Here is a 25023-nt window from a genome sequence, read left to right as displayed (position 1 = left end):
TTATATGACTTTTGCAAGCTGTTAAGCTAACTTGTGGAACATATGCCGAACCTTATCTATACGGCTATTCGGGCGGCGGGGTTGGCAAATAAATTTACCAATAGCTGGCTGGTATCCTTTTAACTCTGTCAAGCAGACTCCCTGCCCATTTGTGAAATAAGTTAAATCGTTCCTGTATTCTTGAATACATCTAGCAGGGATTTCTCCTTTCAGAATGACCTCGTCATTCTTTATCTGAGTACTTACAATATCTGCACAATACCTTGGAGCATCATGATACGCCCGTGAGAGATATTCCTGCGGTGCATAAATTTCAAAGTGGAGATATGGCTCTAATAGTTCTGTCCCTGCTTTTTTTAAAGCCTGCTCCAATACGATAGGGGAAAGCAGCCGAAAGTCTGCGGGGGTACTTACAGGACTATAATACAATCCATATTCAAAACAGATTTTACAGTCTGTCACTTTCCATCCATACAGCCCCTGCTCGCAGCCATAAAGAACCCCCTCCATAACCGCATTTTGGAACGATTGATTTAAATATCCAAGTGAAACTCTGCTTTCATACTGCACTCCGCTTCCAATAGGGAGCGGCTCTATGGACAACCCGACAGAAGCCCAGAAAGGATTTGGCGGGACTTCTATGTGGATGGTATATTCTGCTTTTCTAAGCGGTCTTTCCATATATATAACAGTAGGCTCTTTTATTTCTGCCTCCACATGATATTTTTCCTCAAGGATGGCACAAATGACTTCCATCTGCACATTCCCCAAAAAAGAAAGTATAATCTCATGCGTTGTAGTATCCACATAATATTTTAAAAGAGGGTCGCCATCTGAAATTTCTGTAAGTGCCCCAAGCAATATTTCCCGCTGTTCAGGTTTCTTTACTGCAATCGTTGTTTGGAGCATAGGGAGAGGATTTTCAATCCATGTTTTGTGAGGCAGGAGTTTTTCATTTCCCAGAATGTCGTTCAGTTTCAAAGTATCATCAGCTAAAATAACAATTTCTCCCGGACAGGCATGGTCAGCCGGGACGATTTCACCATTTGACGGAACACACATCTCTGTGATTTTTATTTTCTCTTTTTCAGATATTCTAATAACATCCCTCAAATGCAATGTTCCGCTATATATACGCACATAAACAAAACGCCGCCTTTTCTCTGAATATTCAATCTTAAAAACCTGCCCGCATAGTTCAGATTGACCTTCAGGCGTTGATGAATAAAATTTACTGGCAATTACTTCTATAAGCTGCCGAATCCCCAGATTGTTTTTAGCGCTTCCGTGATAAACGGGAAATAACGTTCCGTTTTGGAATCTCCTGTTTTCTTCCTGTTCCAGTTCTGACATTTTAAACGGTTTCCCTGACATATATTTCTCTAATAGTTCATCGTTTCCCATAATTACCGCATCCCACTGTTCCATATCGTCATTGTCCGTTACATTTATATGGGGATGCTGCCCAACCTTTTGCTTCACTATAATTTCCGAAGAAAGCTTTGCTTTCATTTCCCGATATACCATTGGCAAATCAATCCCCTCTTGGTCAATTTTATTGATGAAAAAAATTGTCGGAATCTTCATTATCTGTAGTGCATGAAACAGTATACGGGTCTGTGCCTGTATGCCATCCTTTGCAGAAACTAATAATACTGCTCCGTCTAATACGGATAAAGAACGGTATACTTCCGCCAAAAAATCCATATGGCCTGGCGTATCTATAATGTTGACTTTTACATCCTCCCACTGAAAAGATGTCACTGCTGTCTGGATAGTGATTCCCCTTTGACGCTCCAAATTCATTGTATCTGTCCTTGTTGTGCCTTCATCTACGCTCCCTAGTTCTGCAATTGCACCACTGGTATACAATAAACTTTCCGTTAATGTTGTCTTTCCTGCGTCAACGTGAGCCAGAATGCCTAAGTTAATTATTTTCATGTGATTTTCCTCCTATCAACACCCAAAAAAGGGCATAAAAATACCCAGTGATAAATACTCCTATCACTGGGTAAATAACTCCAATAGCCCCAAAACACTTATATGTTTTCGGGCATATAAAATTACATGATAAAAGTATTCTTAAACTGGGTACAAAAAACTAAGCCCCATATTAAAAGTGAAACGGGACTGCTACTTTTTGTTCCCACTATCAAATTGACAGTTTATTTAAGAATACCTTGCCGCATATTTATTAACTCCTTGTATAATACTGAATCTAATTATATTCCTTAACCCTTTATTTGTCAAGCTGACAAACTAAAGCAGAAAAAGCGGCAGGATTTCCCCCTGCCACTAATCATCTGTTTATGCAAAAATAATTTCCTTTTCCACAATCTCCCTCGCACAAGCCCTTATGTTATTGAGGCATCCTGTCCATTCTAAGGCGTTTTCTGCCTTTAGCTGTTCCGTTATGCCCTGTGCCTGTTTCATACCCTCTATGAGCCTTTCAAAGCGTTCCTGTGCCTGTCTGTTGATGTCGGCAAGGTAGGCGTTTAGCCTGCCGCTTGTAAGAAGATTGGTGTATGTAACTTTACGGTACTGTTTTAGATAATCTAAATGCCGTTGCCCCCAGATGCCTATTGCCTGTTCTTCTTCGGCGGGTACAGTTAAGCACGGTATCAAATAATCCCCTTGCCTTTCGTATTTGCCGCCCAGTTCCTCAAATAATGATTTTGCCATTGTCTGTTACCTCCACATTCTTTTTTATTTTGAATGTCCGCAAAATCCGTCCTACATCCGTTGGCATCCAGGATGCATTTGTGACGAGTCCCCGCATTGACAATATTTCTTCCGTCTGTGCAATTCTGGAAGGACTTGTCTCTGCAGAACTATCTGACACACTCTGCATCGGTGCCCTCTTTGATAACGAAGAGATTGGCAGCCGTTCCAAGCAGGGTGCCGACAGTCATCTGCTTGCAGACATTGTAAAACAATTAAGCGGCAGACACGAACTTGCTCTGACTACAGACGGCTTTTACCTGTCAGTCGATGTTGCACATGCCACACATCCAAATTACAGTGAAAAATCGGACATCACCAATCCCGTTCTTCTTGGCAATGGCGTTGTCTTAAAGTCCAGTGCCAGTCAACGTTACGTCAGTGACAGCGAGGCTGGTGCCTGCATCATTGATCTTTGCAACACCAACCATATTGCCTTCCAAAAAGCAGTCAACCGTTCCGGCATGCCGGGCGGACAGACACTCGGTCCGATCCTGTCATCCTACCTGCCAATGCGTGCCTGTGATATCGGTATTCCGGTTCTCGCCATGCATTCAGCAAGTGAGTTGATGCACAAAGATGATTACAGTGCTTTAAGCAATCTGTTAAAACAGTTTTATCTTGCATAACATCCATGCATAACAAAAAGGAGGAGAATTTGCATTCTCTTCCTTTTTTATTTCCTGTATATAGCTTTAATATTTATAGATAATCCGTTTCATCCAGTCTTCTATAATGGAATCATTCGCATTTAAAATAATCTCCTTTGTCTCCGCCGGATTATCTGTGATAATTCCATCAACATCCAGCAAAAGCAGATCTTTGATATATGCTTCATTATTCACTGTCCATGCATAGATTTTTTTACCTTTTGCATGAATTTTGCTGACCATATTATTACTGATATAGGTATGTTTGATACTGAATCCATCAATGCCCTGCATTCCCGCAAAATCTCCGAATGCCATCGTCATAATGTAAAGTGTGGATATCTCGGGATCTAATTCTTTCGCTTCCCGCAATGCCTTGACGCTCTGTGACCCCAGCATACACTGATCCACAAAATCATACTCATGCAACAGATCCACGATTCCCTGCACATAATTTTGATCCGTGTCCGCAGGTTTTAATTCTATATTCAGAAATACATCATTTTCTTTGGCAAAAATAAGTACTTCCTCAAGTGTCGGAATATGTGTACCATCATAAGATCGGTCAAAATAGCTTCCCACATCCAGCTTGCTGATATAGTCATAATCCACCTCTCCTACCTTGTGTCTGACATTGGCAGTACGATACAGACTTTCATCATGCATGATAATATATACACCATCTTTGGTCTGCCTCACATCTAATTCAATAATATCCGCTCCGTCTTCAACCGCCTGCTCAAATGCCGGCATTGTATTCTCCGGTGCTTTGCCCGCATCCCCACGATGTGCTGTCACGGATGCATTGGTTGGATATGCAATTCGGAATGACATGTAATTATTGGTTGACAGATAGACATAGCAGCCATTTAAAATCAATCCAAAAGCTACAGCTGAGGCTAAAAATGTATGCTGTTTCTTCCGCGAACGGTCAGAAAGAAGTTTTTCTTCCCGTTCTTGCATCTTACTTAGATGGAGTTTCTTAAACTCTGCATACTCCATATCCCCTTCCCGCTCATAAAAATGTGCGCAAATATATGCATGGATAAGTGGTGTTGTAACAATTACAATCAACACATACAAAATCACAGATGCCGCCCGAAAAACAGTGTCTACCACAACAAATACTGTTTTATTCGGAACGATCTGCATGACAACCTTTGAAATACCGGCAGCAAATGCGCCTTCTAAAAGTACTGCAACGACTGCGATTGACAGATTTAAACCTATCACGCCAATCATCATCAGCAATACATGATTTTTCATTGCCTGATTACTCATCCGGCGCGCCTGACGGTAACTCACCTTATACAACACAAAATAATTCAGTGTAAATATCTGTCTGAAAAATGTGACACACAATACCAGATAAATTGCTAACGCTCCCATCAGGCCAAACTTATAGTTTTTAAGAAAGTGCATCAAAAACTCCGGCAATTTCAAACCAAGTAACGTGCCGGATAAGGTCAGAGAATACGTAAACGGAAGAATAAACAATACATATCCAAGTGTAAGCAGATTCTTCGGTGCAAGGCTCCGGCAGGCATTACCGATTCCATGCAGCAATATATCCATCGGATTCAGCTTTTCGCGCCGCACCGATGCTTCCATACTAAATATGATTCCTGACAGGTTCACTAACAAGAAAAACGATATCAAAATCAACATCAGCAAAAACGATACATATGTGATCGGAGACCGCATATACCGATGGATTGTTCCGGACGAAAGGTATGAAATTCCCGCAATGTTCATAGACAGATTCAGCAATCCGTACATCGCCGGTGTCAAAATTGCCAGAGACAATACCCGGTAAACCACTTCAAAAAAAGCAATAGAGGAAATGTTATACCGCAGCATTTTCACCGCTTGTTTCAAACGACCCATAACTTTTTCCTCCATTTCTTTCCATATTTTTCAAACGACTGATAATTATATCATAGCCTAAAAACATTTCTCTATAATGCATTACAAAATCAGCATAGCATCGCCAAACGAGAAGAATCGATACTTCTCCTCGACCGCAATCTTATATGCTTCAAGGATCTTCTCCCGGTCATATAATGCAGAGACCAGCATCAACAGTGTCGATTCCGGCAGATGAAAATTCGTAATCAGGCGGTCAACCACCTTGAATTTGTATCCCGGATAGATAAAAATATCCGTCCAGCCACTACAGGCACGCACATGCCCTGTCTCATCTGCGACCGTCTCCAGCGTACGCGTACTTGTTGTACCAACCGAAACAACCTTCCCGCCATTTGCTTTCGTCTCATTGATTGTATTGGCAGCTTCCTCGTCAATCACATAGAACTCACTGTGCATGTGATGTTCTAAAATATTCTCGACCTTCACCGGACGGAATGTACCAAGACCGACATGCAAAGTCACTCTTGCAATCTTGATGCCCTTCTCCTTAATCTTCGCCAAAAGTTCCTTCGTGAAATGCAATCCTGCTGTCGGTGCTGCCGCCGACCCGGTATGTGTTGCATAGACTGTCTGATAACGATTCTTGTCCTCCAGACGGTGTGTGATATACGGTGGCAGCGGCATCTGCCCAAGCTCGTCCAACACTTCCTCGAAGATACCCTCGTATTCAAAGCGAATCAGACGGTTCCCTTCTTCAACAATGTCAATGACTTCACCGACAAGTTTTCCTTCTCCAAAAGAAATACGCGCACCTACACGTGCCTTTTTGCCCGGCTTTACCAGTGTCTCCCAGACCTTATCGTCATGACGTTTTAAGAGCAGCACCTCTATGGATGCCCCTGTATCTTCCTTCACGCCAATCAGTCTGGCTGGAATAACCTTTGTATCATTGATGACCAGACAGTCACCCGGATTCAGGTATTCAATCACATCCGAGAAATGTCTGTGCTCGATTCCACCTGTCTCACGGTTCAACACCATAAGACGGGAATCGCTTCGCTTCAGGAGCGGATCCTGTGCAATCAGCTCCTGTGGCAGTTCATAATTAAAATCACTTAATTTCATTTCATTCATATCTATCTGCTCCATGTTTCTTCTATATACACTGGGTGCAAAATATAACATGCTGTACTACTCATAAGCTATATCCGTTTTCCATACACACAATGTACAAAAAGGCTTCCCGCACTGCGCAATTTCATTATGCCCGGATTTCAATACCCATCTTCGAAAGCTCCGTAAGAAGCTTCTCCACAACCGGATTGACATCTGCATCCGTCAAGGTTCTTGTCTTGTCACGGAACACAAGCGAATATGCAACAGACTTCTTGCCAGGTGCTACCTGCTCGCCTTCATAGACATCGAACAGCTTGTAGCTCTCTAACATTTTTCCGCCACATTTCTTGATAACCTTCTCGATTTCACCAACAAATACACTCTTATCTACAACCAACGCCAGATCTCGTGTAACACTTGGGAACTTCGCAATACCTTCGTACTTTCTATCAAAGGTTGTAAGCATCGTAACGGTCTGCATGTCAAGAACTGCAACATAGACTTCCTTCTTCATACCATAGTTCTCAACAACCTCCGGATGAAGCTGTCCAAGATAACCAACCGAAAGCTTACCTTTCGTGATGTTTGCCTGACGTCCCGGATGTAAGAATGGATGCTCAGAGGTGGGCTCGTAGCTTACTTCCTTCGCAAATCCAAGTTTCTCTGTCAACTCTTCGATCACGCCCTTTAAATCGAAGAAATCACCCTCGCCGAACATACCGAGTGTCAGCATCATACGCTCATCCGGAAGCTCTGTCAGCGGAAGTGCCTTTGGCAGATATACATTTGCAAGCTCATACAGTCTTGCATGCTTATTTCTACGGTTATAGTTTGTAGAAAGGGATGTCAGCATACCATTCAACGGAAGCGTTCTCATAATAGAGAAGTCCTCGCCGAGTGGGTTCATGATCTGGATTGCCTTTCTATATACGGAATCCTGTGGAATGAGCAGCTTGTCAAACACCTTCGGACTCTCGAACGAATAATGCATAGCTCCGGAGAATCCATCTCCCTCGACAATATTTCTTACAATATCATTTACACGCTCTGCATAGCTCTTCTTACCGGCAGTGGACTCGCCGTGTGGCAGAGTCGTCGGAATATTTGCGTAGCCATAGAAACGTGCCACTTCTTCTGCAAGGTCTGCCATACATTTGAGATCCTGACGGAAGGTAGGGATTGTCAGCATATTTGTCTTTTCATCATAACGAAGCTCCAGCTTCTTGAAGATAGAAAGCATAACATCGGAAGAAATGTCTGTTCCAAGCAGCTTATTCATCTTCTCCGGCTCGAACGGAAGCTCGATTTCCTTGACCGGATTTGGATATACATCTACCATACCGTCCACAACCTTACCACAGCCAAGTTCCTCGATCAGCTGGCAGGCACGGTTGATTGCCTGTTCTGCCAAGTTTGGATCAAGTCCCTTTACGAATTTTGCAGCTGCATCGGTAGCAAGACCGATCCGCTTTGTTGTGAGACGAATATTTGTACCATCGAAGCAGGCAGCTTCGAACAGCAATGTCTTGATGTCATCTGTAACCATGGAATTTTCGCCACCCATGATACCGGCGATACCAATTTCCTTCTCGCCGTCACAAATCATCAGAACGTCTTTATCCATCTTACGTTCCTGACCGTCCAGTGTCACAAATGTATCACCGTCATTCGCACGTTTTACAACAATCTTCCTGCCTGCGATCGTATCTAAGTCATACGCGTGCATTGGCTGACCGTACTCTTCCATAACATAGTTTGTGATATCGACCAGATTGTTGATGGAACGGATTCCCTGCGAAGCCAGTCTCTCACGCATCCATTTTGGAGAAGGTCCGATCTTCAAATCTGTCACAACTCTGGCTGTGTAACGTGGGCACAGATCCGGTGCCTGCACATCCACGGTAATGTAATCATTGATATCGCCGCCGCTGCCCTGTACTTTAATCTCCGGCTCGTGGAATTCCTTGTCAAAGGTTGCAGCAGCTTCTCTTGCCATACCGATCATAGAGAAACAATCCACACGGTTCGATGTAATCTCATACTCTACAACGGAATCATGCAGGCCAAGTGCCGCGATTGCATCATCGCCCGGCTTTACGCCAGACTCTTCCCCGAAAATGTAAATACCATACTCCGGTGCCTCCGGATACAGATCTCTGGATGAACCAAGCTCTTCAATGGAGCACATCATACCATCGCTTTCAATACCACGAAGTTTGCCCTTCTTGATCTTGATGCCGTCCTCCGGAAGCGGCTCGCCATCATGTCCGCCTGCAACCTTGCCGCCATCTAGGACAACCGGTACGAGGTCACCTTCCTTTACATTTGGGGCACCTGTTACGATCTGGATCGTCCCGGCACCGATATTTACCTGACAGATAATGAGCTTATCTGCATCCGGGTGCTTCTCGATCTTCTCGATCTTACCAACTACTATCTTCTCTAAGTTCTTATCTTTTTTCTCGTATCCTTCTACATGGGAACCGGACAGTGTCATCGCATCTACGAAGTCCTGTACATCCACGTCTAAATCAGGAACATATACTTTTAACCATGAAATCGGTGTATTCATCTTCTTACCTCCATCTTAGAACTGATTCAAAAATCTTGTGTCATTTTCGTACAAGAGACGCATATCATCAATCTCGTACTTCAGGAGTGTGATACGCTCCAAACCGATACCAAATGCGAATCCCGAATACTCTTCCGGATCAATACCGCACATTTCCAGCACGTGCGGATGAACCATACCGCAACCAAGAATCTCAATCCAGCCGCTTCCCTTACATACGCGGCAGCCCTTGCCACCGCACTTAAAGCAGGTAATATCCACCTCTGCAGAAGGCTCTGTAAATGGGAAATGATGCGGACGGAACTTCGTCTTTGTCTTCTCACCGAAGAATTCCTTCGCGAACTGATCGAGTGTTCCCTTCAGATCCGCCATTGTGATTCCTTTGTCAACAACCAGTCCCTCAACCTGATGGAAAGATGGTGAATGGGTTGCATCTACTTCGTCAGAACGAAATACACGTCCCGGAGACAGAATACGGATTGGCAGCTTGCCCTGCTCCATGATTCTTGCCTGTACCGGCGATGTCTGTGTACGAAGCAGAATGTCCTTTGTGATATAGAATGTATCCTGCTCATCCTTTGCCGGATGGTTTGCAGGGATATTCAAAAGTTCAAAGTTGTATTTATCATATTCGATTTCCGGCCCGGATACGATCTCATATCCCATACCGATAAATACACGCTCTAAGTCTTCAAGTGCAATCTGGTTTGGATGTCTGTGGCCGTCAATCTTCTTCACACCCGGAAGTGTAACGTCAATTGTCTCACGCTTCATCTTCTCTGCACGCAGAGCCGAATTGATGGATTTCATCTTCTCCTCAAGCTTTGCCTCGATGTTCGCACGTGTCTCATTTACCATCTGTCCAACCTTCGGACGATCCTCCGGAGCCACATCTTTCATACTCTTCAATACCTGGGTTAATTCACCCTTCTTACCAAGAATCGACACCTTGATATCATTCAATAGGTTGATATCCTGTGCCTCTGCGATCTTGGAAAGTGCCTGTTCTCTGATGCTTTGCAACTTTTCTTTCATTTCCTGTTTTCCTCCATTAAAAAAACTCCGTCCTATACTAGGGACGAAGTAAATATCCGCGGTACCACCCTGATTCGACTATAACAGCCGCTCTCATTGTATGCGTAACGTGCATAACACGACGAATCCTACTTTCCACTGCACCATGACACTGGCATGTTCAAATCCGCGACTCCGGTGTGAAAATGAGATCTTCCTCTACTGAACAGGGCTTGCAGCCGTGACCCCGTCTCTCTGTCAGGTGTTGAAAATCCTTGTTGCACCATCTCTGTCTTTGTTCTTATGATGTTCATGCAGATACATCCGAATTACAATTTTATGTTTTACAAATGCATCTACCAAAAAACATTTTAGCACAATAAATAGTTGTGTCAACCCCGAATTGCGTCTACACACGCGTCAATCAGTTCTTCTTCCTTGAAGTCAATCTCATAAAACAAATCCGTCTCCGGCTCCGACAATGTCAGGCGATACACTTCTCTGCCACCCTTCTCTTCCACACGATTTTTAGACAAATACCGCACATCATCGAGTCGGATGACATCGGTATGAAACCAGTATGCGGCAATCAGGAAATTATCCGTTACATAGATTCCATGATAACGGAAATATAGTTTATCTCTCAATTCCGTATTGAGTTGTTCGATCACTGCACTTCTTCGTCCATATGCGCGCAGCTTCTTCGCCTGCGGATTCTTATATGGCCGCATCCAGAGCTGAACAATATATGCCAGAACAAACACATACACAGCCGAAAGTGCCGCAACTATAATATACGCGATTCCGGTATAAACATAGGGATAATCCGGTTCGCTAATCACATATGTACCATAAAAGCCTTCCAAAATCTGCATCGGTACATCTCCATTTTTAGAAAGTCCCGCTATAATATGTTCCGTTACGACTTCATCCTTTACAATACGTCCTTTCACCACATGTTTATCTATACTATTCTTCGGATGCTCCGTCTTAACAAGCACAAATACCATATTGTCCCCGTCAAAGCTATAATAATATGCTCCTTTAACCTTGTTTTCAACCAGATAATCATATCCCGTATAGTACAGATTTACTGCATTATATTTTACACTGGTCTTGTCATCCTGATACAGTTTTTCTATCTGATCTTCCACAGGTTCCACGTTCGTAATCTCATAACACTGCGCTACATGAAACATAGAATATCTGACACCGAAAAAAACAAGCACAAGTAACAAGACCATGATTGGAGCCATCATCGCCAGCGTATTTTTTATCAATATAATTTCAAACTTTTTATGTTTCATTGTAAACGGTCGCCTTCTGTCAATTTTCTTTATCTTATCATCTAACCAATTTGTGTTCAACTTTTTTTAACACTTCGTCAGTCTATGCATAGTATAAACCATAAGAAATTTTAGCGGAGGCATCTCATGAGCGATTTGTCAGCTACACAGTGTGGTTGCGGCTGTGGAAATGGATTCAACATCGGAAACGGCAGCAACTGCTCGTGCATTTGGATTATTATTTTGTTATTATTGTGTGGTGGCTGCGGTGGCGGTTTCTGCGGCGGAAACGGCTGTGGCTGCGACAACGACTGCATCTGGATCATCCTGATTCTTCTTTTCTGCTGCGGAAACAACAATGGTGGTGGCTGCGGCTGCGGTTGTTAATCAGACGCACTTCCGAACTCCCTTGCAAGGCTGCTTGTAGGGGAGTTTTTTATGAATCGTCCGCTGTGCCATAACCCATACTATGTTCTCGAAAATTCATAATTATTCCTGCGCACACATATATTTAAACGAACGACAATTCAGAGTACCTGCCATGCTGCATAACCATCCGCTTGATCAATTGATTCATGACGATTCCCTGTTTTTTCTGGAAGCCATGATTCCTTTTGTAGACTATTCCTACAAAAAGCCTTTGATCCTTCTAATTAAATATCAGGAAATCCGAGCTTTAATGCAATGCTTTGATCATCCGGACTATGTTGCCTCCTGTGGGTTCGACTGTCATCCGGAAAGCTCGGAAGAAATGATGGAGTGTATGTGCCGTTTTCTGCCCGGAGATTTTGCCGGCAATATTAAAAATATGCAGCAAATGCTAAAAATGATGCAGGTCATGCAGGCGATGAATGACTCCGGCACACCAGGCACTTCACCATCAGGCAATTGTGAAAATCCATATGATGCTCCTCCACCAAACAGTCACGGAAACACATATAATTCCCCACCACCAAATCATGGCAATCGGTATGATTTTCCTCCGCAACCGGGCTGTGGGGCACCGCCCCCACCACCAGATTATGAGCCACGGCAGGAGCATTGTCAGAATTTCAAGAGGGAATGCACGCAGCAAAAGCAGAGTTCAGGAAGCAGCCATATGCAACAGACTTCCATGCGCAAAGATCTGTACTCCAGTGTCATGGATATCCTGAATTCCTGACATATATATAAATAAAAAGAAAGGTTCCCATATGTTTGAACAAAACCCCAAACTTCGAAATATCCATCCAACCAAATTAAAGATTATCAACGAAATCAAAGAACAAAGTAAATACCAGTCTGCGGAAGAATTGTTGCCACAGATTCTGCAAATCAACCAAGAACTAAAACGGCGTAACCTAAGCTTCACGAAAGAAGAATCCGCATTACTTCTTGAGGCAATGGAAGAAAGCATGTCTCCTGCAGAACGTCAAAAATTCCAGATGATTAAGTCATTCTTCCTATAATTTCATACATGTAAAAAACGGTTGCCTGACACAATACAAACCAATGTCAGGCAACCGTCTCTTCGACAAATCCACAAAACAGGGAAACTTCACATACTGCCAGTCCCGCTATTTCATACTTTATCTTTTCACTCTATTTTTCATTCATACAACTCTTTACTTGCACACAATATTTACGATCTTACCCGGAACATAAATCTCTTTTACGATATTGCCGGACAACTTATCTGCGACGATCTCCTTGGCACGGGCAAGTACCGCATCCTTGTCCTCGTCCTTTGCAACAAGAACCGTTCCTCTTACCTTACCGTTGACCTGTACACCAATCTCAATTGTTGCATCAACCGTCTTTTCTTCCTCATACTGTGGCCATGCGCTGACAGACAGGAAATCTTCATGTCCAAGGCTCTCCCAGATCTCCTCTGTCAAATGCGGTGCAAACGGACAGAGAAGCTTGATAAAGATTTCAAGCTGTTCTTTGCTCAGCTTACCGGCACTGTATACCGTATTAGTCAAAGCCATCAAAGTTGCGATTGCAGTGTTAAACTTCGTCTCCTCGATATCACTGCTTACCTTCTTGATTGCCTTGTGGAAGCTAACTTCCAGAGCATCCGTGGACGGATCCTCGGATACCATATCTACCATACCCGCTACACGTTCCAAGAAACGCTTACATCCCTTTACAGAACTGTCACTCCAAGGAGCTGCCGCTGCATAATCACCCATGAACAATACATACGTACGAAGGGTATCTGCACCGTAATCTTCTACGATATCAAGCGGATCGATAACATTTCCCTTCGACTTACTCATCTTATCGCCATCCGGTCCTAAGATCAGTCCCTGAATCGTACGCTTTGCATATGGCTCCGGTGTATTTACCTCACCTAAGTCATATAAGAAACGATGCCAGAATCTGGAGTAAATCATATGTCTTGTTACATGCTCCATACCGCCGTTGTACCAGTCAACCGGCATCCAGTAGTCGATCTTCTTGCGGTCTGCAAATGCCTTATCATTATTCGGATCAATATAGCGCAGGAAGTACCAGGATGATCCTGCCCACTGAGGCATCGTATCTGTCTCACGCTTTGCATCACCACCACACTTTGGGCACTTGCAGTTTACATACGAATCAATCTTTGCAAGTGGAGACTCGCCGTCCTCGCCCGGCTCAAAGTTCTTCACATCCGGAAGTTCCAAAGGAAGTTCATCATAAGGTACTGCTACGACACCACAAGCCGGACAATGTACAAGAGGAATTGGCTCACCCCAATATCTCTGACGGTTGAATGCCCAGTCCTTCATCTTGAACTGTACACCTGCTTCACCGACACCCATCTTCTTGATTTCTTCGACCATACGAGCGATAGAATCCTTCTTATTCGTAAATCCATTCAGGAACTCAGAGTTAATCATCTCGCCATCGCCGGTATAAGCTTCCTTTGAGATATCGCCGCCCTTGATAACCTGAATGATATCTATACCAAATGTCTTTGCAAAATCATAGTCACGCTGGTCATGCGCCGGTACCGCCATGATTGCACCTGTACCATATCCCATCATAACGTAATCTGCAATAAAGATTGGAATCTTCTTGCCGTTCATCGGATTGATACCCATAAGTCCCTCGATCTTCACACCTGTCTTATCCTTAACAAGCTGTGTACGCTCAAACTCGGTCTTCTTCTGACACTCCGCACGGTATGCCTTGATGGCTTCCATATTCGAAATCTTGTCTGCGTATTTATCAATCAGCGGATGTTCCGGTGCGATAACCATGAACGTTACGCCGAACAATGTATCCGGTCTTGTAGTATAGATCTGCAGCTTCTCATCTGTTCCATCTACATCGAAGTTTACAAATGCACCGGTAGACTTACCGATCCAGTTCTCCTGCTGCTGTTTTACATTTGCAGGATAATCGACATCTTTGAGTCCCTGCAGAAGCTTATCTGCATACTCTGTAATCTTCAGATACCATACAGTCTTCGACTTCTGTACAACTTCACTGTGGCAGATATCACATTTTCCTCCCTGACTGTCCTCGTTGGAAAGAACAACCTTACAGCTTGGGCAATAGTTAACAAGTGCTGTGTCGCGGAATACAAGCCCCTTCTCGAACATCTTCAGAAAAATCCACTGTGTCCACTTATAGAACTTCTCATCTGTCGTATCGATCACACGGCTCCAGTCAAATGAGAATCCTACTCTCTTCAACTGCTCAGTAAATCGCGCGATATTCTGATCAGTGATTTGACGTGGATGGGTACCTGTCTTGATTGCATAGTTTTCTGTCGGCAGACCAAATGCATCAAATCCGATTGGGAACAATACATTGTAGCCCTCCATACGACGCTTTCTGGATACGACCTCCACACTGGAATATGCCTTGATATGTCCTACATGCATACCAGCGCCACTTGGGTATGGGAACTCTACCAGTCCATAGAACTTCTTCTTGTCTGAGAAGTCCTGTGCCTCAAACACCTTGGCATCTTCCCATTTCTTCTGCCATTTTTTCTCGATTACTTTGAAATTGTGTCTCATAATGTCTCCTTTTGCTAAAGCCGCCTCTTATACGAAACGGTTTAATTTCTCATCATATTTATAATCCACGGCTGCGAGTTTTTGCTCGAGATCTTCTCTTGCAGTCTGAAATTGTAAACAAAAACTGTCCAGATCGATGCCATCGTCACGCAGCCTTGTATTCACAAAGCTTAAGAGCATCATCGGGTCCTTCGGTAAATTTTCGATTGCCATTATAACACCTCTCCGGTAATCAGCCAAGGGGCTGGCTGATTTACAAACATACTGTCTTTATTTGTCTTCGCTACATTGATCTGCAATACTTCCATATTAGAAATACCATACTTATCAAAGAGCGGCTTGATACCGGACAGGATATTTAACTCCAATGTATAGATAACGAACTGCATCTTCGGATTCTTCTTCAGCAGTCTCTGGATGTCTTCTTCGAGATGCTTGTTTGCCACGATAAAGGAAAGCCGCGGTGTCGGGATCTTCGCCATAGACTCTTCTGACAGATCTGGAATGATCTGAACATTGTGCACACCAAACTGCTTCACATTGTCCTCCATTGTATCCTTCGCACCTTTGTCATTCTCCACACAGATAATCGTACCATCGCTTGCCACAAACGCTGCCTCAATTGCGATACTCTCCGCATCTACCAGACAGATTGTATCCTGCGAATCCACACCGAGCAGACTCATGATCACGGCACGGATTTCTTTGCCAACATATTTAATTGGTCCCTTTGAGAACATCTCGTTGCGCATACCGATCCGGTAAGACTCTCTTGTCTTCTCATTCAGGATAAAGATGACCGTCGGCGCTGTAATCTTGCGGTTAATCACCTCTTTGATCTTGACATGCTTTACCTGTCCCTCTTCCTCGATACCGACCGCATACCACATATCATAGTCGCCAAAGCCTGCTTCCCAGAAATCATAGAACAGATCCTCATGCGATTCATCTGCGAAGATCAGCACACGCTTATGACTTTCCACTGTCGGTATTACATTCTTCTGTTTTCCACAAATATCCAGAAGCTTGATCTTCTCCGGACTTACCTGCATCTCTTTTGAAAAATACTCCATCCAATTCAAAATCTGCTTAGTTGCATAGCTTCCTTTTGCCATACGCACGCCTCCTTATCTCTCTTTTACCGTAACCCTCTATTTCTCGTCCTGTTCTGTGTTCTTTTTTGTATCCTTCTTTGTTTCTTTCCCTGCTTCCTTGGCCGCATTTTCATGCTTCTTCAGATGCATCTTCTCCATCCAGCGGCGGAACACCTGCTTCATACGGCTTTCACGCAGTGTCTTTCTCTCGTCGTGGCGCTCCCGGTAGATCGGCTCTCCGGTCTCCTCATCAAACTTCTTCAACCGGATATAATCGCCTGTGGCTGAAGACAAATCTTTCGCACGCAGCTTGTCCCGGAGCTGTACAGCGAAAAATGCATACAGACATGCAAACACCGGCACACCTAAGATCATACCTGCCACACCAAACAAGTCACCGCCAACTAAGATTGCTAGCAATACCCAGATACCGGAGATTCCCGTTGCATCACCCAAGATCAATGGACCTAGGATGTTACCGTCAAACTGCTGTAATACAATGATCCAGATAATAAATACGACGAACATGATCGGATCATCCATCAGTGCCAACAGAGCACCCGGTACAGCTCCGATAAATGGTCCGAAGAACGGAATAATATTTGTCACACCGACAACTACACTGATCAGCACCGCATACCGCATATGCACAGTCGAAGTAAATATGAAACATATAATTCCAATGATACAGGAATCTAGAATTTTACCATTAATAAAACCACCGAAGACTACATTCGCATACGAGCAGCCTTCCATAATCTTATTGCCTGTCTTCTTCGAGAACAGACAGTAGATTACTTTCTTGCACTGTGCCAGCAATACATCCTTACTCATCAGCAAATAGATCATAACGATCAAACCGATCAGGAAATTCATGACTGCCTTGATTCCGACTACCACCCCGGAAGATAGCGTCTTGACGATCGTGTCAAGGTTCGGCATGATCTTGTCTTTCAAAATCGTAAATACATTATTTTCCGCATAATCAAGTACCTGTGACAATTTATCCTCAATCATCTGATTCTGTGCAAATACTTTCTTGATCCATGCCTCGGCAGAATTGATATAATCCTCTGTGCTGTTCACAAGATCCGTTAAACTCTCATACACACGTGGGATAACCAGCCACAGCAGTCCAACCAGTAATCCAAGGAACAAAAGCACAGTCAAAATCAATGCAGGCACCTTCACCTTACGATATACCGAATCATATTCTGCTTCTTTTTTTATTTTACAAACTAAAAAGGAGAGACCGCGTCTTATATAAATCATGATCGGGTTCAACAAAAACGCAATCACAAGTCCGATGATGATTGGTGTCATCGCAGATACTACATTGCCAAAAAATCCAAAGATAGATTTCCACTGTTTGATGACTTCTGCAAACAAAATGCAGGCACAACCGGCAAGTGCAAGCATAACACCAAGCTGCAGAATATTTTTGTTCCACTTATTTTTCACGCGTTTTCCCCTCTCTTTACCCAAATAGCCTATATGGTTTACATTATACCATTTCTGATCGTTGGAAACAACCTAATTCTTGTTGACACTCCCTATATTATTGACTAAAATATTTTCATATAATACGCAAAGGGGTGCATGCACGGATGTATCGAAATATAATCAATGATTTTGCTGGCTGGTACGACCAGACAAAGCGTAAAATTCTATATGTAAAGGGAGCTAAAGGTGTCGGAAAAACCTGGACAGTACGGGATTTTGCCACCGCCTTTTTCAAACAGCAGTTTTATATCAATCTCGCTGAAGACGCTGCCTGTCAGGATGCAATATCTGGAGAAGCAAATATGGAATTATTGCTGTCTCAGCGTTTTTCCATTGACGACATATCAGAAAGTATATTTATTTTTGACGAAGTACAGATTGTTCCGAATTGTGCAGAATTCTTCTATGCCTTTCGAAAGAATCACCCGGAATACACAATCTGTCTGATTGCATCTTCCATGGAATTCACAGAATTTGAATACAGCCATCCAGATGTCTTTGATATCCTCCGGATGCGTCCGATGACATTCGAGGAGTACATGATCGCAAGCAAGGCTCACCCGTTTTTAGACGCAATTGCCAAGCACAAAGACACCCCGCTCACGAACCTTGAAATCGGAGCAATTTCTTCCATGCTGCGCGAATATCTGCTAGTTGGTGGCATGCCAGGGATTGTACATGCCTATCTGAAAAATAGAGATCTCACAGTTGTCCGTCCCATGCAGGAAGCTATGCTCGAAGATTACATTCAGCTTACAAAACAGACTTTCAGCACAGCACTCTATCAGCGCTGCAAACGTATCCTCCGAAGCATTCCGGAACAGCTTGCCCGCGAGAACAAGAAATTTATGTATAAATGTGTCGATTCCAATGCCAGAAGCAGGGAATATGCCGAAGCAGCGCAGGCTCTCTGCAGCCTTGGACTTGCCCGCAAACTTCCCCGCCTTACAAACGGAACGCTTCCACTTGAAGAGCATGTGGATTATAAATCGTTTGAATTGTTTTTCATTGATCATGGATTACTTCGTGCAGCCTATGGTCTGCCTATGAGCGAAGACATTGATGTAAATGATATTTTAGAAGAAAAATGCGGTGCCATCGCAGAACAGTTTATCTTTCAGGAACTCAGCAGCAAAATTCCTTATTTGTATTACTGGGTATCCGGTGCAACCGCCCGTGTTCCTTTTGTATACGAAGGTGAAGATGCCCCCGTGCCTGTGGATATCCGTTTTGTGCCAAACTCCAAAGCACAGAACATCAAAACCTTCCGCAACAAAAATGCAAACACAAAAATTACAGTCAAGATCAGTTTTAATCAGGTGTCTCTCGATGGAGACACCCTGAATATTCCTGCTTACGGACTGTGGAATATGTAAGCTACTGCATCTCGATCAGACGCATAAAATCCTGATCTGCAACAGCCTTACTATAATACCAGCCCTGCATATAATGGCAGCCAATATCGGCAAGGTGATCGCGCATTTCCGCGGTCTCCACGCCCTCTGCCACAATATGCAATTCTAATTCATTCAACATACCGATCGTATGTTTCAACGTAATTCCGGCTTTTGTACTCTTAAATGCATCCCAGATAATATATTTATCTAATTTGATAATAGAAAACGGCATATGGTTGATATATTCAATATTCGCATAACCAGATCCATAATCATCCAGAGAGAACTTGATTCCGTATGCAACCAGATCCATAATATTGGCATTCACCGTATCCGCCATACTGATTGTTGCGGTCTCTGTAATTTCAATATTGATCTGATTCGGCTGTACCCCGTATTTCTCCATGATCTGCTTTACACGATCCGAAAAATGCTGCTGCATAAGCTGCACCGGACTGATGTTGACCTCGATATATTCCACGGTTGTCTGTGACAATTTAAAATCATGAATAAACCGGCATACTTTCTCAAGAATGATTTCTCCCATCTCAATAATCAGTCCATTGCGTTCTGCAATTGGAATAAAATCTTCCGGTGAAATCCATCCAAGCTCCGCATCGTTCAAACGCACCAAAGCTTCCGCCGAATTATATACACCCTTTTCTACTGAGAATATCGGCTGATAATATACCATGAGTTCATCGCGGTCCAGTGCCTGCTTCACAGCCTTCTCAATTGCCTTATCCTGTTTGATCTTCCCAAGATCATAGTCCCCTGCATGTGAGATCACACCCTTCTGCATCTTTTTTGCCATGGACATTGAATAATCCATCACCTCGATCAACTGACCATAGTTGGATGCATCCTCCGGGCAGTTCAGACAACAGATAGATGCCGACATCATGATTCCTGCCTGATTTTCACTGAACCACGGATGCCGGAACCGCTCATTGACACTCTTGGCAATCTCATCAATCTGATCCAGATCTTTATACACAATCATACAGAACTGATCTGCCCCTAACCGGAACACCGTTTTCGAATAATGCAGCCCTTCCATAAATGTGCCAACCTGCCGCAACAGATTGTCTCCATTTTCCACACCATATGTCTTGTTGATAAATTTAAAATCATCCATCGCAACAACAATGACGCCAAATGGCTTCTTGTTCAGGAAAAAGGTGTGCAGATATTCTCCCAGAAACCGACGGTTAAACTGTCTTGTAACTGTATCAATCACGTCATTCGGATTCTGCAGATAATAGTATAGTGACAAGCAGACCGTACTAATCCCGAGATTCAGGATTAACACATGCGTCGATAACTGTACGAATACTGCTGCCACAACAAACAACAGATGAAATATGATAACCGTCATCCTTGCAGTCAGCGCCCGGTTGCCCTGGTGAAGCACCACCACCGAACATGCAACAGTTGCGAGTATGGCAACGGCCACTAATACCAGTACGCCATACCCATATGTGTATTGATTTCCGTCCGCTTCATACACCCAGTTTAAGAAAGGATTTGATACAAGCACAAACACATCCACCGCCCCAAGCAGCGACAACATCCACTTCGCGTGCATCGTCTGCTTTGCATCAATATTCGCAATCTGTATCGCATAATACGCAAGCAACAACGGGGTTGCGTTCAACGCCAGATGCTGAAGCGTACTTGCTACCCAGAAGCCTGTCTGTCCTTCCGTGCCATATGTCTGTGCCAGTCTTATACTTACAATCTCCAGCCCAGTCGACGTAAACACAGTTGCCAAGGCAACCAAAAAGGTGCGATGACTGGCAAGCGGTATTCTTTTTTCATGAAAATACCATACAATTATGATCAAGAGCAAATAAATCGCTGCATAATCGTATGCGGCATCCCAATTCAACATAGTCTCTCACTCCTAATAAACACTGCCATCCAGCCATACATTTAAGTCTAATTCCTGCCCGATTCCAGCGATTGTTCCACTACCGGTATACTGCCATCCTGCATATAAATACGGAAAATCCGGCTGGTTTGCATAATGTGCAAGCCATAATTTATAATCACCAAGCCGCGTCATGTCCAGCTTCTGAACAAACCAGTTTCTATGAGAATAGATCATTGGCACATATCCCGCATTCTTCACAGTTTCACAGAATCCGACAACGCCATCCGTCCGCTCATCCACCGTGATATCTGCAGTTCTCGCTCCATCCGCATAGACTTCCTCTGTATCAATCACAACCGGCATATCCAATGTATAATCCGATGCAAGATCCAGCGCAAACTGTGCCTCCTCTACACCTTCCTCGTAATTCATTGCCTGACTATAAAAATACATTCCGACTTTGATTCCTGCTGCTTTCGCTGCCTCTATATGTGTCTGAAACATATCATCTGCCACAAGCTTTCCTTCGGAACCATATCCGCGATATCCAACACGGATAAACGCAATCGTAACGCCTGCCTGTTTTAAGGCATCCCAGTCAAGCTCTGACTGGTACGATGATATGTCTACCGCAAGCTCCGAAATTCTCGTTCCTTCGGCATTGTGATATGCCATTACCGTACTGTCTCCATCTTCCATATAAAAATCGTCCGTCTGGAAATCGTTTCGTGGCACTTCTTTTACAATCTTATAAAACTGGCAATTCGGAATATCTCCAACCAGTACATAACTTGCCTGTGCAAACTGCCAGAAATTCGCATAGATCATCTGTGCCTCCGCACCCGGCTGCAATGACCATGTATATCCATCTCTACCCACCAGAGCCGGTTTATGTCTCTTACTTTTTCCAATGTTAATTCCTATGATCAATCCAATCAATACGAGCACAACCGCAATTGCACCAACTAAAATCACATGCGGCCAGTTGATCTCATAATCTCTTTTTTTCTCATTCATATGTATTCCTCATCCGAATCCGTCAAAATAATGTTTCTGCTATCTAATTATATCACAGCTTTTCAGCCGACTCAATTGATGCGCATTTTTTTCGCGTATGTTTCACAATTTTTGTTCCGATCACACAGAACACGATTCCAAATAAGAGTATATAAATCAATTCGAACAGGGCGCCTGGCGTCCCAGAATTCCCTTTCAAATATTTTGATACCGCATCGTAATAAAATGTCTGTGTCACCGACAGTGCATTGTTCAGAAAATGCATCAGGATTCCAGGGAACAGACTCTCCGACTGTGCAGACAGATAACAGATTGCAAGTCCGATCACCACAGTCGTCGTTGACTGCACAACATTCATATGATAGAGGCCGAATATCACAGATACGAGTACGATTGCCTTTCCCTGTGTCATTCGCGCTTCAAACGAAGAATACAGAAATCCCCGGAACAAAAGCTCCTCGCACACGGCAGGAAGCAGCGCAACAATCAGAATACTTGCTCCATACCCCATCCGATAGATCTCATCCATCGATGTTGCCACCGCATCCGCACTGTTCGGGAACAGAACGCTTGTGATTGATGTTACGATTATGCCAAGTGCGATCGCACCGAGAATCAGGAAGGTTCCGCCCACCCAAAACCCAGGCCTGCAAAGACGGATCCGGAACGTCTTCTTCCAATCCTTCTTCGTATAAAGTGTCATTAAAACCGGCACGCCCGCCACGATTCCCTGCGTTGCAAAAAGTCCGGAAAGCATTCCTTTCGTACTTGCAAAGCCGCCCACATAAATCATTAGGACAAGCACGATCGGAAGTGCCAGACAGGCATCTCCAACCGATGGTACTCCGCCTTTACGCATATTGCTCCTCCGTTCGAAGATCTGTACATTTCCGGTTCCATCTCCGAACAGGATTGCCTCACTGTTATAGAGTTTTCCGAGCAGAAGCACCGCAATCACACCATAGGCAATGTTGCTAAACAGCACAATCGTGATCGTCGAGAAACTGAACTTAAATGCCAGCAGATCCCGGATCAGCAGGCAGATATTTGCGACCGGGACGAGTGCCATATTCCGGGTAAGCGATACGTTCGGCATAAATCCGACAAATGATGCGAACATCACAAGCAGCATAAGTGGTGTGATATAGTTGTTCGCCTCCTTATACGTCTTCGCAAATACGCAGAAGCACATGGAAAGTGCACTGATCAGCACAGCAAATGCAAGCACGCACAGTGCACAGACTAAAATCGCCGGAACAAACCGGGATATACGGATTCCCTGCTGCAGCGCCATTGTCTGTGCCGCAAGCTTATAGACATAGATTCCGATTCCGCCCATAGATAACACATTCAACAAAGCGGACGCGATTCCTATCGTTCCAACGGTCAGGAATTTGCTAAATATCAGTTCCTGATTCGTGACCGGAAGCGTCAATATCGTCTCCAGCGTTCCACGTTCCCGTTCTCCGGCTGTCGTATCGATTGCCGGGTACATCGTTCCCATCAGCAGACTCACAACAAGCATAAATGGCACGATTACGCCGAGCAGACTTCCAGTTGACTCCTCGGTCGTCGCACGATCATCGGCCTCCACCTGAATCGGATGCAGAACCGCATCCGGGTCTAAGCCCGCCTCAAGAAGGCTCTGATTCGTCAGGGAATCCGAGTATGCTTCAAGCACCTGACGCACCTTCTGTTCCGCATAGCTTGAATTCGTAACTGAGGACAGATACGCGATATTATATCCGGTTCCATCTTCATTTTCATATACGATTGCATTAATCTTTTCTCCCCGCAGGATCATCGAAATATCTGCATTCATGACATTCAGGTCACACAGCTTAAAATGCAGCGTGTCATCATCCGGTTGCAGAAACATCCGGACAAGCTCCGGATTCGTATCCATGAAATCAACCGCAATTTCATACGTCTGTGTATCCATCTGCGTTGTCACCTTCGACATCATGACCATACCACCGACAAACATCAGCGGATAGATGAGAATCGGCACGATCAGCATCATGATCACAGTTTTCTTATCCCGCAGAACGTCCAACATTTCCTTCTTATATAACTGTTTTATCACTCGAAAATTCATGCTTATTCCTCCATCTGTCCGGTCTGATCCTCGATTTCCTGCGCCATGAGTGTGCGAAATGCACTTCTCAGATTCTCACATCCGGTCTGTGCATAGATTTCATCCATTGTCCCCTGTGCGATTACACGTCCATGCGAGAGCATCATAATCCGGTCACAAAGCATCTCCGCTTCTTCCATATAGTGTGTGGAATATAAAACCGCTTTCCCGCGTGCCTTCTCCTTCTGCATAAAATCAATGATGGCACTGCTGCTCATGATATCGAGCCCCAGCGTTGGTTCATCAAAGATATACAGCTTCGGACTGTGGATCAGACACCGGGAGATAGACGCCCGCTGCGTCTGTCCGGTGGAAAGCTTCTCAATACGGTTATCTACAAAGTCCTGCAGAGAAAGTATCTCAATAATTTTCTCAATTCGTTGTTCGATTTCCTCCGTTGAAAGTCCATAGATATTCCCCGTGATCGTCAACAGCTCGCGGGTACTCAGCCGTCCATACAGCTTTGTATTGCCGGACAGATAGCCGATCTGTCTTTTAATATCGTTTTGCTTCGTCAGCAGATTTTTCTGCTCATCCTCATACCGGATTACCCCCTCCGTCGGCTGCATCAGACATCCAAGCATCCGGAGCAATGTTGTCTTTCCCGCACCGTTTGGTCCCAAAACGCCTACGATTTCTCCTTCCCGAACACGCAGGCTCACATGATTTACTGCCGAAAACACAACTTTCTTATGTTTCTTTTCATTTTTTTCGAAATTCTTAACCAGATTTTCTGCTTCTAACATAGCGGACTCCTTTCCGGCTTTCATTTT

At 44.0% G+C, this 25023-nt stretch carries 20 protein-coding genes and 1 other annotated feature; of the genes, 5 read left to right on the top strand and 15 right to left on the bottom strand.

Annotation, left to right across the window (positions count from 1 at the left end):
* Positions 1 to 21: 21 nt before the first annotated feature.
* Both tet(O) and KP625_RS11715 read right to left on the bottom strand, forming a co-directional pair.
* Positions 22 to 1941 carry a tetracycline resistance ribosomal protection protein Tet(O) gene (tet(O), locus tag KP625_RS11720; RefSeq protein ID WP_238298012.1) on the bottom strand — a complete coding sequence of 640 codons (1920 nt, stop codon included), beginning with the start codon at positions 1939 to 1941 and terminating at the stop codon, positions 22 to 24.
* Between the two features lie 366 nt (positions 1942 to 2307).
* Positions 2308 to 2682: a TnpV protein gene (locus tag KP625_RS11715; RefSeq protein WP_001129922.1), complete on the bottom strand. Its 375-nt coding sequence runs from the start codon at positions 2680 to 2682 to the stop codon at positions 2308 to 2310.
* A 29-nt stretch (positions 2683 to 2711) separates the two neighbouring features.
* Between KP625_RS11715 and KP625_RS11710 the strand changes: the two genes are divergently transcribed.
* Positions 2712 to 3350, top strand: a complete 639-nt coding sequence (locus KP625_RS11710) for a hypothetical protein (RefSeq protein WP_238298010.1) — start codon at positions 2712 to 2714, stop codon at positions 3348 to 3350.
* A 66-nt stretch (positions 3351 to 3416) separates the two neighbouring features.
* On the opposite strand, the gene KP625_RS11705 is transcribed toward KP625_RS11710, so the two are convergent.
* From KP625_RS11705 to KP625_RS11685, 5 genes are all read right to left on the bottom strand, one after another.
* Complete coding sequence (locus KP625_RS11705; protein ID WP_238298008.1) at positions 3417 to 5258, bottom strand: glycerophosphodiester phosphodiesterase family protein; 1842 nt, start codon at positions 5256 to 5258, stop codon at positions 3417 to 3419.
* 81 nt (positions 5259 to 5339) lie between these two features.
* Entirely contained in the window at positions 5340 to 6365 is a 1026-nt protein-coding gene (gene queA, locus KP625_RS11700) for a tRNA preQ1(34) S-adenosylmethionine ribosyltransferase-isomerase QueA (RefSeq protein WP_238299942.1), read from the bottom strand.
* Between the two features lie 136 nt (positions 6366 to 6501).
* Positions 6502 to 8928 (bottom strand): phenylalanine--tRNA ligase subunit beta, encoded by a 2427-nt coding sequence (gene pheT / locus KP625_RS11695; RefSeq protein ID WP_238298007.1) that lies wholly within the window; start codon positions 8926 to 8928, stop codon positions 6502 to 6504.
* Positions 8929 to 8943: 15 nt separating this feature from the next.
* Positions 8944 to 9963, bottom strand: a complete 1020-nt coding sequence (gene pheS, locus KP625_RS11690; RefSeq protein WP_177970109.1) for a phenylalanine--tRNA ligase subunit alpha — start codon at positions 9961 to 9963, stop codon at positions 8944 to 8946.
* A 36-nt stretch (positions 9964 to 9999) separates the two neighbouring features.
* Positions 10000 to 10241: a binding site (T-box leader), on the bottom strand.
* Positions 10242 to 10334: 93 nt separating this feature from the next.
* Positions 10335 to 11249, bottom strand: a complete 915-nt coding sequence (locus KP625_RS11685) for a hypothetical protein (RefSeq protein WP_238298004.1) — start codon at positions 11247 to 11249, stop codon at positions 10335 to 10337.
* A gap of 126 nt (positions 11250 to 11375) precedes the next feature.
* On the opposite strand from KP625_RS11685, the gene KP625_RS11680 reads away from it, so the two are divergent.
* The 3 genes from KP625_RS11680 (at position 11376) to KP625_RS11670 (ending at position 12676) form a co-directional block, all read left to right on the top strand.
* On the top strand, positions 11376 to 11615 hold the full coding sequence (locus tag KP625_RS11680) for a chorion class high-cysteine HCB protein 13 (protein ID WP_177970819.1): 240 nt from the start codon (positions 11376 to 11378) through the stop codon (positions 11613 to 11615).
* An 82-nt stretch (positions 11616 to 11697) separates the two neighbouring features.
* The gene (locus tag KP625_RS11675; RefSeq protein WP_238298002.1) at positions 11698 to 12390 is read left to right on the top strand and encodes a hypothetical protein; all 693 of its coding nucleotides are present in this window, start codon (positions 11698 to 11700) and stop codon (positions 12388 to 12390) included.
* A gap of 31 nt (positions 12391 to 12421) precedes the next feature.
* Entirely contained in the window at positions 12422 to 12676 is a 255-nt protein-coding gene (locus KP625_RS11670) for a hypothetical protein (RefSeq protein WP_177970822.1), read from the top strand.
* A gap of 156 nt (positions 12677 to 12832) precedes the next feature.
* Here KP625_RS11670 and leuS read toward each other — a convergent pair whose 3' ends face one another.
* From leuS to KP625_RS11650, 4 genes are read right to left on the bottom strand one after another with little or no spacing between them, the layout of a single operon-like run.
* A complete protein-coding gene (gene leuS / locus KP625_RS11665) occupies positions 12833 to 15226 on the bottom strand; it encodes a leucine--tRNA ligase (protein WP_177970824.1) in 2394 nt (797 codons plus the stop codon).
* Positions 15227 to 15253: 27 nt separating this feature from the next.
* On the bottom strand, positions 15254 to 15439 hold the full coding sequence (locus KP625_RS11660) for a DUF4250 domain-containing protein (RefSeq protein ID WP_238298000.1): 186 nt from the start codon (positions 15437 to 15439) through the stop codon (positions 15254 to 15256).
* On the bottom strand, positions 15439 to 16341 hold the full coding sequence (locus KP625_RS11655) for a Precorrin-6B methylase 2 (RefSeq protein ID WP_238297999.1): 903 nt from the start codon (positions 16339 to 16341) through the stop codon (positions 15439 to 15441). Before KP625_RS11655 ends, KP625_RS11660 begins: the two co-directional genes overlap by 1 nt.
* Before the next feature lie 36 nt (positions 16342 to 16377).
* Positions 16378 to 17781, bottom strand: a complete 1404-nt coding sequence (locus KP625_RS11650) for an AI-2E family transporter (RefSeq protein WP_238297998.1) — start codon at positions 17779 to 17781, stop codon at positions 16378 to 16380.
* Positions 17782 to 17927: 146 nt separating this feature from the next.
* Between KP625_RS11650 and KP625_RS11645 the strand changes: the two genes are divergently transcribed.
* Complete coding sequence (locus KP625_RS11645) at positions 17928 to 19199, top strand: ATP-binding protein (protein ID WP_238297997.1); 1272 nt, start codon at positions 17928 to 17930, stop codon at positions 19197 to 19199.
* Position 19200: 1 nt separating this feature from the next.
* Here the strand turns inward: KP625_RS11645 and KP625_RS11640 are convergent, their stop codons facing one another.
* From KP625_RS11640 to KP625_RS11625, 4 genes are read right to left on the bottom strand one after another with little or no spacing between them, the layout of a single operon-like run.
* Positions 19201 to 21114, bottom strand: a complete 1914-nt coding sequence (locus KP625_RS11640) for a putative bifunctional diguanylate cyclase/phosphodiesterase (protein WP_238297996.1) — start codon at positions 21112 to 21114, stop codon at positions 19201 to 19203.
* A 12-nt stretch (positions 21115 to 21126) separates the two neighbouring features.
* Positions 21127 to 22113, bottom strand: coding sequence for a glycoside hydrolase family 25 protein (locus KP625_RS11635; protein WP_238297994.1), 987 nt, complete (start codon positions 22111 to 22113; stop codon positions 21127 to 21129).
* 52 nt (positions 22114 to 22165) lie between these two features.
* The gene (locus KP625_RS11630; protein WP_238297992.1) at positions 22166 to 24211 is read right to left on the bottom strand and encodes an ABC transporter permease subunit/CPBP intramembrane protease; all 2046 of its coding nucleotides are present in this window, start codon (positions 24209 to 24211) and stop codon (positions 22166 to 22168) included.
* A 2-nt stretch (positions 24212 to 24213) separates the two neighbouring features.
* Entirely contained in the window at positions 24214 to 24996 is a 783-nt protein-coding gene (locus tag KP625_RS11625) for an ABC transporter ATP-binding protein (protein WP_238297990.1), read from the bottom strand.
* Positions 24997 to 25023 lie beyond the last annotated feature (27 nt).

The organism is Eubacterium sp. MSJ-33, assembly GCF_022174665.1.
In the GTDB taxonomy this organism is placed as follows: domain Bacteria; phylum Bacillota; class Clostridia; order Lachnospirales; family Lachnospiraceae; genus Coprococcus_C.
This window is presented reverse-complemented; position numbering and strand designations above follow the sequence as displayed.

What these genes read in the sequence shown, in the direction of transcription:
- pheS (WP_177970109.1), bottom strand. Translation starts at nt 9,963, where the DNA reads ATGAAAGAAAAGTTGCAAAGCATCAGAGAACAGGCACTTTCCAAGATC.
- queA (WP_238299942.1), bottom strand. Translation starts at nt 6,365, where the DNA reads ATGAAATTAAGTGATTTTAATTATGAACTGCCACAGGAGCTGATTGCA.
- KP625_RS11705 (WP_238298008.1), bottom strand. Translation starts at nt 5,258, where the DNA reads ATGGGTCGTTTGAAACAAGCGGTGAAAATGCTGCGGTATAACATTTCC.
- KP625_RS11660 (WP_238298000.1), bottom strand. Translation starts at nt 15,439, where the DNA reads ATGGCAATCGAAAATTTACCGAAGGACCCGATGATGCTCTTAAGCTTT.
- pheT (WP_238298007.1), bottom strand. Translation starts at nt 8,928, where the DNA reads ATGAATACACCGATTTCATGGTTAAAAGTATATGTTCCTGATTTAGAC.
- KP625_RS11680 (WP_177970819.1), top strand. Translation starts at nt 11,376, where the DNA reads ATGAGCGATTTGTCAGCTACACAGTGTGGTTGCGGCTGTGGAAATGGA.
- KP625_RS11640 (WP_238297996.1), bottom strand. Translation starts at nt 21,114, where the DNA reads ATGTTGAATTGGGATGCCGCATACGATTATGCAGCGATTTATTTGCTC.
- leuS (WP_177970824.1), bottom strand. Translation starts at nt 15,226, where the DNA reads ATGAGACACAATTTCAAAGTAATCGAGAAAAAATGGCAGAAGAAATGG.
- KP625_RS11685 (WP_238298004.1), bottom strand. Translation starts at nt 11,249, where the DNA reads ATGAAACATAAAAAGTTTGAAATTATATTGATAAAAAATACGCTGGCG.
- KP625_RS11655 (WP_238297999.1), bottom strand. Translation starts at nt 16,341, where the DNA reads ATGGCAAAAGGAAGCTATGCAACTAAGCAGATTTTGAATTGGATGGAG.
- KP625_RS11630 (WP_238297992.1), bottom strand. Translation starts at nt 24,211, where the DNA reads ATGAATTTTCGAGTGATAAAACAGTTATATAAGAAGGAAATGTTGGAC.
- KP625_RS11635 (WP_238297994.1), bottom strand. Translation starts at nt 22,113, where the DNA reads ATGAATGAGAAAAAAAGAGATTATGAGATCAACTGGCCGCATGTGATT.
- KP625_RS11715 (WP_001129922.1), bottom strand. Translation starts at nt 2,682, where the DNA reads ATGGCAAAATCATTATTTGAGGAACTGGGCGGCAAATACGAAAGGCAA.
- KP625_RS11645 (WP_238297997.1), top strand. Translation starts at nt 17,928, where the DNA reads ATGTATCGAAATATAATCAATGATTTTGCTGGCTGGTACGACCAGACA.
- KP625_RS11625 (WP_238297990.1), bottom strand. Translation starts at nt 24,996, where the DNA reads ATGTTAGAAGCAGAAAATCTGGTTAAGAATTTCGAAAAAAATGAAAAG.
- KP625_RS11670 (WP_177970822.1), top strand. Translation starts at nt 12,422, where the DNA reads ATGTTTGAACAAAACCCCAAACTTCGAAATATCCATCCAACCAAATTA.
- KP625_RS11675 (WP_238298002.1), top strand. Translation starts at nt 11,698, where the DNA reads ATGTTCTCGAAAATTCATAATTATTCCTGCGCACACATATATTTAAAC.